The 15,102-nt window shown below is 60.5% G+C and carries 14 protein-coding genes; 7 read left to right on the top strand and 7 right to left on the bottom strand.

All coding sequences use genetic code 11. From position 1 onward, the window contains the following. Window positions 1-196: 196 nt before the first annotated feature. The 3 genes from NK667_RS14765 to NK667_RS14775 are packed head-to-tail and all read right to left on the bottom strand — an operon-like array spanning window position 197 to window position 1,940. A complete protein-coding gene (locus NK667_RS14765; protein WP_054051639.1) occupies window positions 197-493 on the bottom strand; it encodes a pentapeptide MXKDX repeat protein in 297 nt (98 codons plus the stop codon). A 53-nt stretch (window positions 494-546) separates the two neighbouring features. Next, complete coding sequence (locus tag NK667_RS14770) at window positions 547-1,326, bottom strand: molybdopterin-dependent oxidoreductase (protein ID WP_054615234.1); 780 nt, start codon at window positions 1,324-1,326, stop codon at window positions 547-549. Further along, window positions 1,323-1,940, bottom strand: coding sequence for a cytochrome b/b6 domain-containing protein (locus tag NK667_RS14775; RefSeq protein ID WP_054615235.1), 618 nt, complete (start codon window positions 1,938-1,940; stop codon window positions 1,323-1,325). The genes NK667_RS14770 and NK667_RS14775 overlap by 4 nt, the downstream gene beginning before the upstream one ends. A gap of 157 nt (window positions 1,941-2,097) precedes the next feature. On the opposite strand from NK667_RS14775, the gene NK667_RS14780 reads away from it, so the two are divergent. Continuing rightward, on the top strand, window positions 2,098-3,039 hold the full coding sequence (locus NK667_RS14780; RefSeq protein ID WP_054615236.1) for a class I SAM-dependent methyltransferase: 942 nt from the start codon (window positions 2,098-2,100) through the stop codon (window positions 3,037-3,039). A gap of 112 nt (window positions 3,040-3,151) precedes the next feature. Here NK667_RS14780 and NK667_RS14785 read toward each other — a convergent pair whose 3' ends face one another. Further along, a complete protein-coding gene (locus NK667_RS14785) occupies window positions 3,152-3,919 on the bottom strand; it encodes a helix-turn-helix transcriptional regulator (protein ID WP_054615237.1) in 768 nt (255 codons plus the stop codon). A 111-nt stretch (window positions 3,920-4,030) separates the two neighbouring features. On the opposite strand from NK667_RS14785, the gene NK667_RS14790 reads away from it, so the two are divergent. Further along, window positions 4,031-5,134: a polyamine ABC transporter substrate-binding protein gene (locus NK667_RS14790; protein ID WP_054051648.1), complete on the top strand. Its 1,104-nt coding sequence runs from the start codon at window positions 4,031-4,033 to the stop codon at window positions 5,132-5,134. A 44-nt stretch (window positions 5,135-5,178) separates the two neighbouring features. Further along, window positions 5,179-6,294 (top strand): DmpA family aminopeptidase, encoded by a 1,116-nt coding sequence (locus NK667_RS14795; protein ID WP_054615238.1) that lies wholly within the window; start codon window positions 5,179-5,181, stop codon window positions 6,292-6,294. Window positions 6,295-6,417: 123 nt separating this feature from the next. On the opposite strand, the gene NK667_RS14800 is transcribed toward NK667_RS14795, so the two are convergent. After that, the gene (locus NK667_RS14800) at window positions 6,418-7,029 is read right to left on the bottom strand and encodes an NAD(P)H-dependent oxidoreductase (RefSeq protein ID WP_054615239.1); all 612 of its coding nucleotides are present in this window, start codon (window positions 7,027-7,029) and stop codon (window positions 6,418-6,420) included. 85 nt (window positions 7,030-7,114) lie between these two features. On the opposite strand from NK667_RS14800, the gene NK667_RS14805 reads away from it, so the two are divergent. Next, window positions 7,115-7,741, top strand: coding sequence for a TetR/AcrR family transcriptional regulator (locus NK667_RS14805; protein WP_054615240.1), 627 nt, complete (start codon window positions 7,115-7,117; stop codon window positions 7,739-7,741). Window positions 7,742-7,874: 133 nt separating this feature from the next. Here NK667_RS14805 and NK667_RS14810 read toward each other — a convergent pair whose 3' ends face one another. After that, window positions 7,875-8,507 carry a TetR/AcrR family transcriptional regulator gene (locus tag NK667_RS14810; RefSeq protein WP_054615241.1) on the bottom strand — a complete coding sequence of 211 codons (633 nt, stop codon included), beginning with the start codon at window positions 8,505-8,507 and terminating at the stop codon, window positions 7,875-7,877. A gap of 163 nt (window positions 8,508-8,670) precedes the next feature. On the opposite strand from NK667_RS14810, the gene NK667_RS14815 reads away from it, so the two are divergent. Continuing rightward, window positions 8,671-9,111, top strand: a complete 441-nt coding sequence (locus NK667_RS14815; RefSeq protein WP_054051658.1) for a hotdog fold domain-containing protein — start codon at window positions 8,671-8,673, stop codon at window positions 9,109-9,111. Window positions 9,112-9,255: 144 nt separating this feature from the next. Here the strand turns inward: NK667_RS14815 and NK667_RS14820 are convergent, their stop codons facing one another. Then, entirely contained in the window at window positions 9,256-9,978 is a 723-nt protein-coding gene (locus NK667_RS14820; RefSeq protein WP_054615242.1) for a GNAT family N-acetyltransferase, read from the bottom strand. A 366-nt stretch (window positions 9,979-10,344) separates the two neighbouring features. Here NK667_RS14820 and NK667_RS14825 point away from each other — a divergent pair, with 366 nt between their 5' ends. Next, a complete protein-coding gene (locus NK667_RS14825) occupies window positions 10,345-13,749 on the top strand; it encodes an Ig-like domain-containing protein (RefSeq protein ID WP_054615243.1) in 3,405 nt (1,134 codons plus the stop codon). Window positions 13,750-13,881: 132 nt separating this feature from the next. Next, on the top strand, window positions 13,882-14,988 hold the full coding sequence (locus NK667_RS14830; protein WP_054615244.1) for an alkene reductase: 1,107 nt from the start codon (window positions 13,882-13,884) through the stop codon (window positions 14,986-14,988). The last annotated feature ends 114 nt before the right edge of the window (window positions 14,989-15,102 follow it).

The following is a 15,102-nucleotide window of genomic DNA, read 5'->3' on the forward strand; positions in this document are numbered from 1 at the left end:
ACACTGGGGGTTGGCGGGGCTGTAACCATTAAAAGTCATGAGGGTATGAGTTCAGGTAATGCCCTGTGTGATCGGCACAAAAACCTGTGGGAGCGGGCTTGCTCGCGAAGGCGTCGTGTCAGTCAGCATTTGCGTTAACTGACACACCGCTTTCGCGAGCAAGCCCGCTCCCACAGGGGATTTGGGGTGGCTTGGGTTACTGCGACATGGCGTCTTTTTTCATGGTGTCTTTGCTCATGTTGTCCTTGGACATGTTGTCTTTCTTCATGGTGTCCTTGCTCATGTTGTCCTTGGACATGCTGTCTTTTTTCATCGTGTCCTTGGCCATGTTGTCCTTTTTCATCGTGTCTTTTTTCATGGTGTCTTTGGACATGGCGTCTTTGGACATCGAGTCTTTGCTCATGCTGTCGTTGCTCATGGTGTCGGCGGCGTAGACGCTGGCGACGCCCATGGCCAGGAACAGGGACAGTGCGGCGGTGGCGAGCTTTTTCATGGTGGTATTCCTTGTAGAGTTGAGTGTGCTTGCGGTGAATTGATGGGTGTTTGTCAGCTACCGCCGAACCAGTTGTAGCCCTGGTCTTCCCAGTAGCCGCCGGTGTAGGTGTTGGTGACGAAAATCGCCTGGATGTGTTTCGGGTTCTTGTAGCCGAGCTTGGTCGGCATGCGCAGCTTCATCGGGAAGCCGTATTCGCGGGGCAGTACGGCGCCGTCGTAGGTCAGGGCCAGCAGGGTTTGCGCATGCAGCGCGGTGGCCATATCGATGCTGGTGTAGTAGTCGTCGGCGCATTTGAAGCCGACGTACTTGGCGTCGGTGTCGGCGCCCACCCGTTTGAGGAAATCACTGAAGCGCACCCCACCCCAGCGGCCGATGGCGCTCCAGCCTTCGACGCAGATGTGTCGGGTGATCTGATCGACCTGGGCCATCGCACGCAGCTCTTCGAGCTTCCAGCTGCGCTTGTCGGCGACCATGCCGGTGACTTCCAGTCGGTAGCTTTCTTCCTCAACCGTCGGCGCTTCATCGATGCCGTAAAAGGCATTGAACGGAAACGGCCGGGTGATCATCGACTCGGGATAGGTCGGCGCCATGGCGTTGGGATTGAACAGCCAGCCCTGGACCCGATCGTTGAAGCGGGACATCGAGGACAGCGCGGTTTCGACGCTGTCGTTGTCGGTGATGTTGCAGCCCGACAACATGGCCACGCCGCCAAGGGTCAGGCCGCGCAGCAGGAACGAGCGCCGGGAACGGTCTTCGATCTGCGGCGCCAGCACCTTCCGGGCTTCGCTGAGGATGGACGACTCGTCGAGTCCTTCGATGCGCTTTTTCATACGGACTCCTTGCGACCAACGATCATGTACCACAACGTTTTTGGCACCAGCAGCACCATCACCAAGTGCACCGCGATGAACGCCACCAACAGTGACATCGCAATGAAATGCACCTGCCGCGCCCCTTCGTAACCGCCGAGCAATTCACGCAACAACGGGAACTGCACGGACTTCCACAGCACCAGCCCGGAGACCACCATCAGCGTGATGTCGAGCATGACGAACAGGTAGGCAAACCGCTGGACCTGGTTGTAATGACTGAGGTCGGCGTGCCCCAGCCGCCCTCTCAATGCCGCCCACAGGTCGTGCAGGATTCCCTTCGGCGACACCGGAAAAAACCGTCGAAACAGACGACCGCTGGCGATGTTGATGATCAGGTAGATGAGGCCGTTGACGGCGAGGAACCACATCGCCGCGAAGTGCCATTGCAACGCACCGCCGAGCCAGCCGCCGAGTGTGAGCGCTTTCGGGAAGCTGAAGTCGTAGAGCGGCGAAGCGTTATAGATGCGCCAGCCGCTGGCGATCATGACCACCACGGCCAGGGCGTTGAGCCAATGGGTCAGGCGCAGCCAGCGTGGATGGCTGGCCTTGGGTGAGGCAGTTGGCTGCGACATGTCCGGCTCCCGGTTATTGTTCGTTGGGACCAAGTATGGGAGCCGGAAGATCGCCAAATCCTCACGTAAAGTTAAATTAAACGTGATAACTATCCGGGCGTTGCCGGGGTGTTTTTGTGGTTAAAATGCCGCCCACTCAATTTGCCGACGTTGCCTGATGAACCCTGACGCCCTTGCCACCCTGAACACACACCTGTTGACCGCCCTGGCCACCGCCCCAGCCGAAACCCGCCGCCTGTTTCACGGGCGCGGGCGTTGCTGGCCGGGCCTGGAGCAGTTGACCGTGGACTGGTTGCAGGGCGTGGTGCTGGTGTCGCTGTTCAAGGAGCCGGAAGCGCAGCAACTGGAAGCGTTGAAGGTTCTGTTGCTGGGCATTACGCAATCCGCCGAATGGCAACAATCCGGCGCGCACACGCTGTTGCTGCAACACCGCTACCTGCTGCAAAGCACCACCGAATGGCTGCTGGGGGATGCGCTCGATGAGATGACGATCACCGAGGGCGGCCTGAAATATCGGGTGGACCTGGGCCGCAAACAGAATGCCGGGCTGTTCCTCGATATGCGTTATGGCCGCGATTGGGTGCGGGCCAATGCCGAGGGCAAGCGGGTGTTGAACCTGTTCGCCTACACCTGCGGGTTTTCGGTGACGGCAATCGAGGGTGGCGCGGCGCATGTGGTCAATCTGGACATGTCCAGCTCGGCCCTGAGTCGTGGCCGCGACAATCACCGACTCAACGGCCACGACGTGAGCAATGTCACGTTCCTCGGCCATGACTTGTTCAAGTCCTGGGGCAAGGTGATCGGCAAGGGGCCGTATGACCTGGTGATCATCGATCCGCCGTCGTTTCAGAAAGGCAGTTTTCTGCTGACCAAGGATTACCAGCGGGTGCTGCGTCGGTTGCCGGAGTTGTTGACCGAACAGGGTACGGTGCTGGCCTGCATGAACGACCCGGCGTTTGGCTCGGACTTCTTGATTGATGGGGTTACGCGTGAGGCGCCGAGTTTGCGATTTGTGGAGCGGCTGGAGAATCCGCCGGAGTTTCCGGATGCGGATGTTGAGTGTGGGTTGAAGGCGTTGGTGTTTCGGCAGGGGGATTGAATGTGGGAGCGGGCTTGCTCGCGAAGGCGTCGTGTCAGTCGACATCTGTATTGACTGACCCACCGCTTTCGCGAGCAAGCCCGCTCCCACAAGGGATCTTCAGTGAAGCGGGTTATTTCGGTTGTAGCACCAGCGCAAACAACTCGCCATGCCCGCTGACGTTGAGCTTGTGGTAAAGATTACGCCGATGCACCTTCACCGTTTCCGGGGAAATGCTCAATTGCTGGGCGATGGCTTTGCTGGAGAAGCCCTGAAGAATCAGGCGCGCGGTTTCGACTTCACGCACCGTCAGGCGCGCATCGAAACGATCGAGCAAGGTCGCCAGATCCCCGGCCACTGCGGTCGGCCCCTCCGGAGGCACGAGTTGCAAATGTCGACCCATCGCGGCCAGCACCCAGTCCCGCACACAAAGAAGACGGCCATGTTCTTCAGGGCTGAATCGCATCGAGCGACCAAGGGACAAACCGAGCACAGCACCGTCCACATTGATCATGAACTGCATCTCGTCACCGCCCACCACCGAGCGGAAGTAACTCTGGTAGTACTCGCTCTGCTGAAACTGGTCCGGGGCCACTGAGTCGAGGCTGTGCAAGCCGTCGGTGATGCCGGCGCAGACGGCTTGATAGAAAGGATCGAGCAAGTACACGCCAGCGCTATAGCGAGCCAATTCCTCTTCTTCGGGGGCACTGGCCCGGGAGTCGAAATCAATCAGCAGCCGTGGCACTCGCTCGGCGCGCATCACCGCAACCAACGCGTTATCCAGCGGCACCAGCAAGCGCAAGGTGTCCACCAGCGCGCGCCAGAATCCGTCGTGGCCGAGGGCGCCGAACACCCGCGCCAAGCCTTGATGCACCGGCAACTCTTTCAACAACCCGTCCACGTCCTACCCCTTTCGAGTAACCCATGATGGGAATGGGTGACCACCCTCCCCCTCGATACGCTGCAAGCTCCTGATTATCACCGGCCTGCAGCAGGCCAGGAGCGCCGCATCATGAGTGGTCACCGCACGTATATCAACCTGGGACTGGGTGCCTGCCTGTCGGCCTCGTTGTCGGCATTTGCCGCCGAAGCCCCCACCGTGCACGTCTACAACTGGTTTGACTACATCGGCCCGACCACGTTGAAGGATTTCCAGCGCGACACCGGGATCAAACCCGTCTATGACACCTTCGACAGCGGCGAAGTACTGGAAGCCAAGCTGATGACTGGCCACAGCGGTTATGACGTGGTGGTGGCCAGTAACTTCATTCTGCCGGCGTTGATCAAGGCCGGAGCCTTGCAAAAACTTGACCGTAGCCAACTGACCAATCTGCAACACATTGACCCGGTCTTGCTGGAAAAGCTGCGCGCGAACGACCCGGACAACCAATACGCCGTTCCTTACCTATGGGGCACCGACGGCATTGGCTATAACGTTGACAAGGTCCGCGCAGCCCTGGGCGATCAGGCGCCGGTGAACTCCTGGGATCTGCTGTTCAAGGAAGAAAACCTCGCCAAGCTCAGCGAATGTGGCGTAGGGATTTTGGACGCTCCCGCCGAAATCATCCCGATCGCCCTGCACTATCTCGGCCTGCCGCCCAACAGCAGTAACCCCGCAGACTACAAAAAAGCTGAAGCACTGCTGCTCAAGTTGCGCCCGCACATCACCTATTTCAATTCGTCGAAGATCCAGACCGACCTGGCCAACGGCGACATCTGTGTCGCCTTGACGTGGTCCGGCACCGTGTTCGGTGCCATGCAAGCCGCCAATGAAGCCGCGAAGGGCGTAAAGATCGAATACAGCATCCCGGTCGAAGGTGCGCCGCTGTGGAGCGACAACCTGGTCATGGTCAAGGACGGCAACAATCCAGAACAGGGACTGGCCTTTATTAACTACCTGCTACGCCCTGAAGTGATCGCCCCGGCCACTAACCTGGCGCTCACCGCCAACGCCAACAAAGACGCGACCGCGTTGCTCTCGGACGAGGTGCGCGAGTTCAGCAACATCTATCCCTCGGCCGAGGTAATCGCCAAGGCATTCACCCTGCAACCGCAGCCCCATGAGATCGAACGTGTCCGCACACGCTCTTGGAGCAACATCAAGAACGGCAACTGAGCCGGCCTGCACCCCTCCTGTTTAACTTGCCTGAGAGTTCCTGCATGAAACCACGTGCCCGCGATTTGAATATCCAGTTCGGCCAGCTGCAACCCGGCCCGCTGAATGCCATCACCGACGTACCCGGCGTTCGTGTCGGCCACAGCGATGTGCGAGGCCGCACCGCTCAGGGCCGCGACATCCTGACCGGCGTCACGGTGATCGAACCTCGCCTCGGTTCCACCAGCCAACAGCCGTGTTTTGCCGGGGTCCATGTGCTCAACGGCAATGGCGATGCGACCGGGCTGGAGTGGATTCGCGAGGCCGGTCTGTTGACCAGTCCGATCGCCTTCACCAACACCCACAGCCTGGGCGTGGTGCGCGATGCGCTGATTGTGCTGGACCGCGAACAGCAACCGGATGACGGGCGTCTTTACTGGAACATGCCGGTGGTGCTGGAGACGTTCGACGGTTTGCTCAACGACATCAATGGCTTTCATGTAAAGCCCGAACACGTGGCCGAGGCCTTGCGCACGGCCGTCGGCGGACCGGTGATCGAGGGTAACGTCGGTGGCGGCAGCGGCATGATCTGCCATGAATTCAAGGGCGGGATCGGCACCGCGTCCCGGCGCCTGAGCAGCGCCCAAGGTGGCTGGACGGTGGGCGCGATCGTCCAGGCCAACCACGGGATTCGCCACGAATTGCGGGTCGATGGTTACCCTGTCGGGCGCTATATGGAAAAGGCTGACTCGCCGTTCCTCAAAGCGTCACTGCCGCATCCCGGGATGGGCTCGATTGTCGTCTGCCTGGCCACCGACGCGCCGTTGCTGCCGCACCAATGCACCCGCCTCGCGCAACGTGCCAGCCTGGGCCTGGCCCGCACGGGCGGTGGTAATGAAGATCACAGCGGCGACATCTTCATCGCCTTTGCGACTGGCAACGACGTGCCGCCCGCTGCGTATGAAAGCAAGAAAGCGCCGACCTGCGACAACCTGCGCATGGTCAACAACGACCACATCAGCGAACTGTTCCTCGCCGCTACCGAAGCGGTGGAAGAAGCGATCATCAACGCGTTGCTGGCGGGTGAAACGGCTGAGGGGAATGGGCATGCGGTGCCGGGGCTGGATGCCGCGACGTTGCTGAAAGCCCTGCGCCAGGCGGGTTGGCCGGGGGCGGTGTAGGCGACGCAAATCCACTGTGGGAGCGGGCTTGCTCGCGAAGGCGTCGTGTCAGTCGACATCTAAATTGACTGATCCACCGCTTTCGCGAGCAAGCCCGCTCCCACAGGGGGGGATCGGTGGTGCTCACACGGTCTCGGTCACTTCTGATGATTTGAAGAGCTTTCGGCCCAGATTCCGCGCTGCCTTCAAATGGATCTGCGGCGCCTGGCTTTCCGAGTCCAGCAACAATTCGGACGTCACCACCCGCGCACCGCAGTATTCGAAGATGCCATGGTCGATCTGGGTCTTCATCGCCTCGTCATAACCATGTCGCGTAAACGACCCGGCATCGGCGCCGCCCACACCGACCAGATGCACCCGCAAGTGACCCAGTTTCTGCACAAAGGGGCTGTCCAGACTGAAGTCGAACGCCCAGCCATTCGAAAACACGCGATCAATCCAGCCCTTGAGCAGCGCCGGCATCGACCACCAGTAAACTGGATAGACCAGCACCAGCGCATCGGCGCGTTCGATCCGGGCCTGTTCGGCCAGGACATCGGCGGGCGGCGGCGCTTCGCGATGATGAACCGCCATGTCTGCCGTGCCGAACCGTGGATCGAAACCTTGGGCCGAGAGGTCGGCGATTTCATAGGTGTTGCTGGAATCGACGGAGGTCAGGCCTTCGGCGATTTGCCGGGCGAGGCTGTGGGTGAGCGATTGGGGATTGGGATGAGCTACGACGATCAGTGCGTGCATGCTGAAACTCCTGATTGAGAGCACAGGGCGGACCTTATATACTCTTGGTAAGTTACGATCAGTAAGTTACTTTTGGTACATAGCCATGTCAAGCACCGAAAAAAACGAGCAGGACTCCACACCACAACCCCGCCGCCGCCTGTCCCGCGAGGACCGCCAACGCCAGTTACTGGATGTCGCCTGGCAGATGGTCCGCGAGGAAGGTACGGATGCGTTGACCCTCGGACGCCTCGCCGAACTGGCAGGCGTGACCAAACCGGTGGTCTACGACCACTTCACCACGCGCTCGGGTTTGCTGGCGGCGTTGTACCAGGATTTCGACGCCCGGCAGACCGCAATAATGGACGCCGCGCTGCTGACCTGCGAACCGACACTCGACAGCACCGCCGGGATTATTGCGTCGTCCTATGTGGCGTGCGTGCTGACCCAGGGCAACGAAATTTCCGGGGTGATTGCAGCGCTGGCGAGCTCGCCGGAACTGGAGAAGATCAAGCGCGAGTACGAGGCGATTTTCCTCAACAAATGCCAACTCGTCCTGCAGCCGTTCGCTGGAGCAAACACCATCAAACCCGCGAGTTTACGGGCGATGCTGGGGGCATCGGAGGCTTTGTCGAACGCGGCGGCGACGGGGGAGATTAGCGCTGGGCAGGCGCAGGAAGAACTGTTCGAAACGATCAGGGCGATGATCGAAAGAACAGCCCGCGGTAACTGACACCACCAATATCCCTTGTGGGAGCGGGCTTGCTCGCGAAGGCGGTGGATCAGTCAATACAGATGTCGACTGACACGACGCCTTCGCGAGCAAGCCCGCTCCCACAGGGGGATTTTCTACAGTTGGGAGATTTTCATTGGTCGCAGGTTGCGCCCGTGGAAATCGATCGCCACGCCGCCTCCGCCAGCATGTCCCTGTAGACCATCGGGCGGCCCTTCACCCTTCCCGACAACCAGGTCCGGCAGTAGCTGTCCGCCTGGCCGATGATCAGCGACAGCATCAACTCGGCCGGCACACCTTTCAACTCATCGCCCCGGTCCGGCGCCGACAGCCATTCCCAGAGCTGCCGGTTGCGGGTTTTGTTTCGGGTGGCCAGTTCGTCCTTGAACGGTCCTTTGGTCACGGCAAATCGCGCGTGGTACTGAAACCGTGCCCACTCGGGTTGGTTGTCGACCCAATCCACGTAGCTGTGCACCAACGCGTAAATCCCTTCTTGCGTGGTGCCGGCCTCGGCCAGATAGCTGTCGCGCAGCTGCGCCTGATCATCCAGCGCAGTGAAAAACAGCGCAGCCACCAAGCCTTCCTTGTTGCCGAAATGATGGTAGATCGCGCCGACGCTGGTATCGCATTCGGCGCGAATCATCTCGATGGTGGTGGCCTCGATCCCCTGTTCGTTGAACAGCCTGAGGGCTTTTCTGAAGATGTCGCGCTTGAGTTCGGCTCTTCGTCCGGGGTAGCAGCGCTCGAGTAAATCTGCGGTTTCCATGCTGAACACAGGCTCAAAAAATCAACGATAAGGCAGGCGGCTGCCCACGGATAAGTCGCGCTAGGTTGACAGATTTCCTTTCGACAGAATACTGTTCCGTTACAGAACATTATTCTGTTACGGAACATCATTCTGTAAAACGACCTTTCAAAGAGGCTTCAACATGAACCAGTTTCTCAGCATGTTCACCAGCGCCGGCCCCGAAGCATTCAGCCAAATGGCCTGCAAAGTGGCGCCCTACTTCAGCACCATCAACCCGCTGATTTCGGAACTGCGCCCAGGCTACTCGAGCGTGCAGGTGCCGTTTTCCCGGGAGATCACCAACCACTTGGGCACCGTGCATGCGATTGCGATGTGCAATGCTGCGGAACTCGCCGCCGGGACGATGACCGACGTTTCGATTCCCGCAGGCGCACGCTGGATTCCGAAAGGGATGACGGTCGAATACCTGGCCAAAGCCAAGACCGATGTGACGGCGGTGGCCAATGGGGAAGCGGTTGACTGGCTGACGGGCGGCGACAAGATCGTGCCGGTGGATGTTCACGATGCAGAGGGCAAGAAGGTATTCACGGCGCGGATCACCATGAATGTGAAGCTTTCATAAGCTTCACGGGTCAGCGCGGTCAACAATGTGGGAGCGGGCTTGCTCGCGAATGCGGTGTGTCAGTAAACGGTGTTGTCGTCTGACACACCGCATTCGCGAGCAAGCCCGCTCCCACAGGGGATTTCGGTGTTGGGTCGAGCCGGGTTAGACCAACCGCAGTCTCGGCGTCATGGCCGGCACCGCGTCATCCCCCAACCGCCCACGCACAAACTCATTCGTCTTGCGCGTCAGTTGATCCAGGTGCCGGTCCCGCTGTTTCTCGGCATCGGTCATCGCGCGCTTGCCGTTCTTTTGCAGCAGATACGTATGAATCTGCCGCACTTCCAGCGAGCTGTAGATCGGTGCGGTATCCAGCACTGCCATCAAGCCGTCGGTGCCGTAATCGCGGGTGTTCATCAGCACTTGCGTCTCGCGCACGCCCAGCACCTGGAAGCCCATCGCCTCGAAATACGGTACTTTGCCGACGCTGCAGGTCAGTTCGGTGTGAGGGTAGCGACCGACCACTTCGCGCAGCATCGTGCGCGCGATGCCCTGGCCGCGATGGCTGGCATCGACGGCCATGTAAACCACGCCGCACGCCTCGGGATCGTCCTTGACCGGCAGGTACAACACAAAGCCAATGACCTTTTCCGGATCGTCCACGTCCGTGGCCACGATCAGCTCAACCGCAATCCCCTTCGCCCCGTTCAACGCTTCCAGATAGAGGTGGACTTCATAGCCGATTGCGTACTGGTACACGTTGTACAGCAGGTTGCTCGGCGGCAGGGCCACGGCGCTGATGTCGGTCAGGTTGTCGACCACCAGTTGCAGGATCTGGCTGGTGATGTGCTCGGGGCACGGGGTTTTGAAATGGCTGATCTGGGGCATTGCAGGGGCTGACTCCGGGAAACGGTTGCGAAGAGCGGGTGGCGAGCGCGCCTATCATAACGCGCCCGCCCCCTGTGGCGAGGCAGCTTTTGTGGCGAGGAGCTTGCCCGCGTCGGGTTGCGCACGACGTGCATCTTTACGCTGGTCACCGAGACGTTCCGCCGCCGGCAGATCTGCACCGGCAGCCCCGATGCCATTCCCCGACAGTGAGGACTGTCACCCGATTTCCAGGGTTTATCGTCGCCACACCTGGAATACAATTAATTGATTTAAAACAGATTTTTAACATGACCTGAGATTGGCTCGGCTTTTGCGACAGGTACAGGGCAAATGCCGTCACACCGGCATGCCCCCGAGAGAATCACCATGAAAAGCTCAGTACCTGCGAACAAGTCGGCCGGCTTCTTCCGGGCGCAGGGCATCACCTCCGTGATGCTGATGACTTTCAGCCTGGCCACGGCCAGCGCCTCACCGCTCGATGATGTCGGGCAGCCGCCACCCACAGATCCCTCGGCGTTTGCCAATCCACCGGCCGATCCAATAGCCGCACTGGATGCGTTGGGACTCTTGCCGGAAGCCAACCAGGGCGCCATCGCCCTGCCCAACGGCGCGTTCGGCGACCGCAACACGCCCCGAGCTGACAACGTACTGCCACCGAGTGTGCAGACCTCGTTCAACTTCCCCACTAACGGCAAACCCAGCCCCTTGTTCGGGGCCGAACCGTTTACCCAGCAACTGCTGCTGTTTGAAGAATTCGGTCCGGAAAAACTCGACCCGACCACCCCGCCGCCGCTCCTGACATTCCCGGTGCCCACTACCGGCCCGGCGCCTCAGCAGGATCCGAACAACGTCGCCCGCAGTGGTCCGTCGAGTGCCGCGATGGAGGCGTTCATGCGTCAGCCGGGATTGTTTCCGTTCCCGTCGCAGTTTTCCAACGTGCTCGACCGCAACCCCTGGAAAGCGCAGATCGAAGCCTTCCTCAATCGCCATCCAGTGGGTTCGCCCGCCGAGGGTCGACCACCGGGAAAAGGCTGGTCACATCAGCGCTGGAACGAGTTTTACCCGCAGGTTCAATACAAGACCGTGCAGATGGGCGCGCGGACCAACCAGGGCCTGCGCGACCGCAAACAATTGCACAACTACGCCGTCGGCGAATTCGCGCCCGGCGGGCTCTATTACCAAACCTCGGACATCCCGGAAACCGCCGGTACCACCAAAGGCATCGACGTGCGTTTCCATTCGAAAATGCCGTTGCAAAACCACAACTCGCTGTGGACGTTCGACGGCACCGTACCGCCCAAACTGCTGATGGTTCGCTACGGCCAACCGCTGCTGATGCGTCACTACAACGCCCTGCCGATTGACCCGTCGGCCAACGCCGGTTTCGGCCTGCACACCATCAGCACCCACGAACACAACGGTCATTCCCCCGCCGAAAGCGACGGCTATGCCAACGCGTTCTTCTTTCCGGGGCAGTACTACGATTATCGCTGGCCCATGCAACTGGCCGGCTACGACACCATCAACACGACGGCGCAGGACCCGCGCGCGGCGTTCCCTTGCGCAGCGGGCGAAACCCTGTACGTCAACGACGCCACTCCCGGCCTCAAGACCTGCGACCACGGCAGCATCAAGATTCGTGGCGACTGGCGTGAAACCATGAGTACGCACTGGTTCCACGACCACATGCTCGATTTCACCGCGCAGAATGTCTACAAGGGCAACGCGGTGATGATGAACTACTACAGCGCCCTCGATCGCGGCAACGAAGCGCTCGAGGATGGCGTCAACTTGCGCTTGCCCAGCGGTTCGGCGCTGCCGTGGGGCAACCGCGACTACGACGTCAACCTGGTGGTCGCTGACAAAGCCTGGGACGAAAACGGCCAGTTGTGGTTCAACCCGTTCAACACCGACGGCTTTCTCGGCGACCAGATCCTGGTCAATTGGCAATATCAACCACGCCTGAAAGTGCGCGCGCGCAGCTATCGCTTTCGCATCCTCAACGGTTCGGTGTCGCGCTATTTCAAAATGGCCCTGGTGCGTGAAATCAGCGGCAATGGCGGCGAGTTTCCGGGGCCGGCAGGCTCGGGAGTGTCCTACAACCGAGTGCCGTTCCACCTGATCGGCAACGACGGCAACATCATGGAGCACGCCGTGCCCTTCGACGGCAGCATGGACCTGGATGGCGACGGTGATCGGCAGGACCACAATGCAATCCTCCCGACACAGGGCATCGCCGAGCGCTACGACATCATCGTCAACTTCGCGAAAAACGGGATCAAAACCGGCGACAAGCTGTACTTCGTCAACCTGCTGGAGCACAAGACCGGCAAGGGGCCGGAGAAAAACGAACTGTCGCTGGCCGATGTGCTGTCCGAAAAATACAAAGCCGTGATCAAGCAGACCAGTAAAGGTCCGCAATGGGACAAGGGCGACCCGACGGTGGGGAAATTCCTGCAACTGCTTGTTATGCCCTATTCCGGCCAGGACCAAAGCATGGACCCGGTCGCGTACGAACCAGCCAAACCAGGCAAACCCACCGGCAAGGTGATGATCCCGTTGACCATCGATCGCGACAGCGCGAGCGACCAGGCAAAACTGAAAGTGGCGCGGCACCGCGAGTTCATTTTCGGTCGCTCCGACGGCACCGATGCAGCGCCCTGGACCGTCAAGACGGATGGCGGTTTTGGCTACAACATGGACCCGCGCCGGCTCAGTGCCGCGCCGCAACTGGCCAACGGCCCGACCGATGCCGGGTTCTCCGGCGACGGCACGCTTGAAGTCTGGAAAATCAAGAACGGCGGCAACGGCTGGAACCACCCGGTGCACGTGCATTTTGAAGAAGGCGTGATCCTCAGCCGCGACGGCAAGGCGCCGCCAGAATGGGAGAAAGGCGCACGCAAGGATGTCTATCGCATCGGCGAAGGGATCGACAGTTCAGTGGATGTCGAAATGGCTATCCACTTCCGCGAGTTCGCCGGCACGTACATGGAGCACTGCCACAATACCCAGCACGAAGACAATTCGATGCTGCTGCGCTGGGATGTCGAGCACCCCGGCCAGTTCCAGTTGATGCCAACGCCTCTGCCGGGTTGGGACGGCGTCACCTATGTGAACTCCGCCGCACTGCCGACCTTCCGCAGCGGTGATCAGGACGACGATCACGAAGGCCAGAACAAGAAACCTGTGGCCAACCCTGACGTCGCTGCCAGCAACAATGGCCAGCCGCTGACCATTAACGTGTTGGCCAATGACACCGACCCCGACGGCAACCTGCCGCTCAAAGTGGTGGGCCTGAGCCAGCCGGATTCCGGTCAGGGCACGGTCAGCACCGACGGCGTGCGGGTGATCTACACGCCGCCGGCCGTGGTCGCTACGCCGTTCACCGCACTCTTCACCTACAACGCCAGTGACGCCAAGGATGCCGTCTCGGAAAACCCGGCAACCGTATCGGTAACGGTTGCTGCGACGGCAACCGTCAACGAAGACCTGCTAGTGACCAGCGCTTCCGTCACCACTCGCAGCAATAACCGCAACACGTGGGACATCGCCGGGACGACCTCGCGAGGGACGGGCAACACCATCACCGTGACGGCGGCGACTACCGGCGGACCGCTCAACCTGGGGACCGCGACGCTCACGCCGACCGGCACGGGGGCGCGCTGGAGGGTGTCCGTCACAACCACCGGCAATGGCCCGGCACCGAACCCGACGATCACCGTCACTTCGGCGCTCGGGAAGACTGTGACGGTGCCGATAGCGGCGCATTGAGAGCAGCGCCCGGTTCAAGACCGGGCGCTCATCGATTACGGATCAATTGGTCCAAAGAGAGCGGATCGCTGGCCCGTTTTTCCCATCAGGCAATGCGCCTAAGGTGGCCTCCATCACTTACCGGAGGTCACCATGAATCACCCAACCCTGCTTTCCACGATCCAGATCGGCCCACACAACCTCGCCCACCGCGTGGTCATGGCACCGCTGACGCGCATGCGTTCCGAGCCCGGCGACGTGCCCGGTGCGTTGATGGCCGAGTACTACTCGCAACGGGCTACCGACGGCGGCCTGATCATTTCCGAAGCCACGGTCGTGTCCACCACCGGCAACGGTTACCTCGGTTCGCCGGGCCTGTACAACGACGCGCAAATCCCTGGCTGGAAAGCCATCACCGAGGCGGTGCATGCCAAGGGCGGGAAGATCTTCCTGCAACTGTTCCACGCCGGGCGCCAGTCCCACAGCGACATGCAGCCCAACGGCACGCAACCGGTGGCACCGTCGGCCGTCGAGTATGACGGCGTGGCTTACACCGCCAGCGGTTGGGTGCCGAGCACACCGCACCGCGCCCTCAGTGAAGCGGAAGTCGCAGCGCTGGTGGAAGATTTCCGCAGCGCCGCACAACGAGGCCTGGCTGCCGGTTTTGACGGCGTGGAAATCCACGGCGCCAACGGTTACCTGATCGACCAATTCCTGCAGGACGGCAGCAACCGTCGTACCGACGCCTATGGCGGCACCATCGCCAAACGTGCGCGGTTTCTGCTGGACATCACCAACGCAGTGATTTCGGTCTGGGGCAGTGAGCGTGTCGCTGTGCGCCTAGGCCCAAGCGGTACGTTCGGGGACATGAAGGACAGCCATCCTGAAGCACTGTTTGTGTACGTCGCCGAGCAACTGGCGCCGTTGAAACTGGCGTATCTGCACTTGATCGAACCGCGCGTGCTGGGCAATTCGATTGATGAGAGCAAGGACCAGAACCCGGTGGCGGCGCAGTTGATTCGTCGGCACTACGACGGATTGATCATGGCGGCGGGTGGTTTTACCGCCGAGTCTGCCGAGCAGATCTTGAGCGCGGGGGATGCGGATCTGGTGGCGTTTGGTCGTGATTTTATTGCCAACCCGGATTTGCCGGAGCGTATTCGGCTGGGTCGGCCGTTGAATGCTTATGACCGGGATACGTTTTATGGCGGTACCGAGGTTGGGTTTACGGATTATCCATTTTATCAAGAGAGTGCCTGATCTGATCCGACCGTTGCTTTGAATGTCAGGCCCTCTTCGCGAGCAAGCCCGCTCCCACATTTGATCTTCAGCGAACACAGAAGGTGTGTTCGACGCAGGTCCAGTGTGGGAGCG

It is taken from the genome of Pseudomonas nunensis, from assembly GCF_024296925.1.
GTDB classification, from domain to species: Bacteria; Pseudomonadota; Gammaproteobacteria; order Pseudomonadales; family Pseudomonadaceae; genus Aquipseudomonas; species Aquipseudomonas nunensis.

Coding starts and splice junctions, on each gene's coding strand:
- NK667_RS14770 (WP_054615234.1), bottom strand. CDS start 1,326: ATGAAAAAGCGCATCGAAGGACTCGACGAGTCGTCCATCCTCAGCGAA.
- NK667_RS14800 (WP_054615239.1), bottom strand. CDS start 7,029: ATGCACGCACTGATCGTCGTAGCTCATCCCAATCCCCAATCGCTCACC.
- NK667_RS14815 (WP_054051658.1), top strand. CDS start 8,671: ATGAACCAGTTTCTCAGCATGTTCACCAGCGCCGGCCCCGAAGCATTC.
- NK667_RS14795 (WP_054615238.1), top strand. CDS start 5,179: ATGAAACCACGTGCCCGCGATTTGAATATCCAGTTCGGCCAGCTGCAA.
- NK667_RS14805 (WP_054615240.1), top strand. CDS start 7,115: ATGTCAAGCACCGAAAAAAACGAGCAGGACTCCACACCACAACCCCGC.
- NK667_RS14765 (WP_054051639.1), bottom strand. CDS start 493: ATGAAAAAGCTCGCCACCGCCGCACTGTCCCTGTTCCTGGCCATGGGC.
- NK667_RS14810 (WP_054615241.1), bottom strand. CDS start 8,507: ATGGAAACCGCAGATTTACTCGAGCGCTGCTACCCCGGACGAAGAGCC.
- NK667_RS14775 (WP_054615235.1), bottom strand. CDS start 1,940: ATGTCGCAGCCAACTGCCTCACCCAAGGCCAGCCATCCACGCTGGCTG.
- NK667_RS14825 (WP_054615243.1), top strand. CDS start 10,345: ATGAAAAGCTCAGTACCTGCGAACAAGTCGGCCGGCTTCTTCCGGGCG.
- NK667_RS14830 (WP_054615244.1), top strand. CDS start 13,882: ATGAATCACCCAACCCTGCTTTCCACGATCCAGATCGGCCCACACAAC.
- NK667_RS14820 (WP_054615242.1), bottom strand. CDS start 9,978: ATGCCCCAGATCAGCCATTTCAAAACCCCGTGCCCCGAGCACATCACC.
- NK667_RS14790 (WP_054051648.1), top strand. CDS start 4,031: ATGAGTGGTCACCGCACGTATATCAACCTGGGACTGGGTGCCTGCCTG.
- NK667_RS14780 (WP_054615236.1), top strand. CDS start 2,098: ATGAACCCTGACGCCCTTGCCACCCTGAACACACACCTGTTGACCGCC.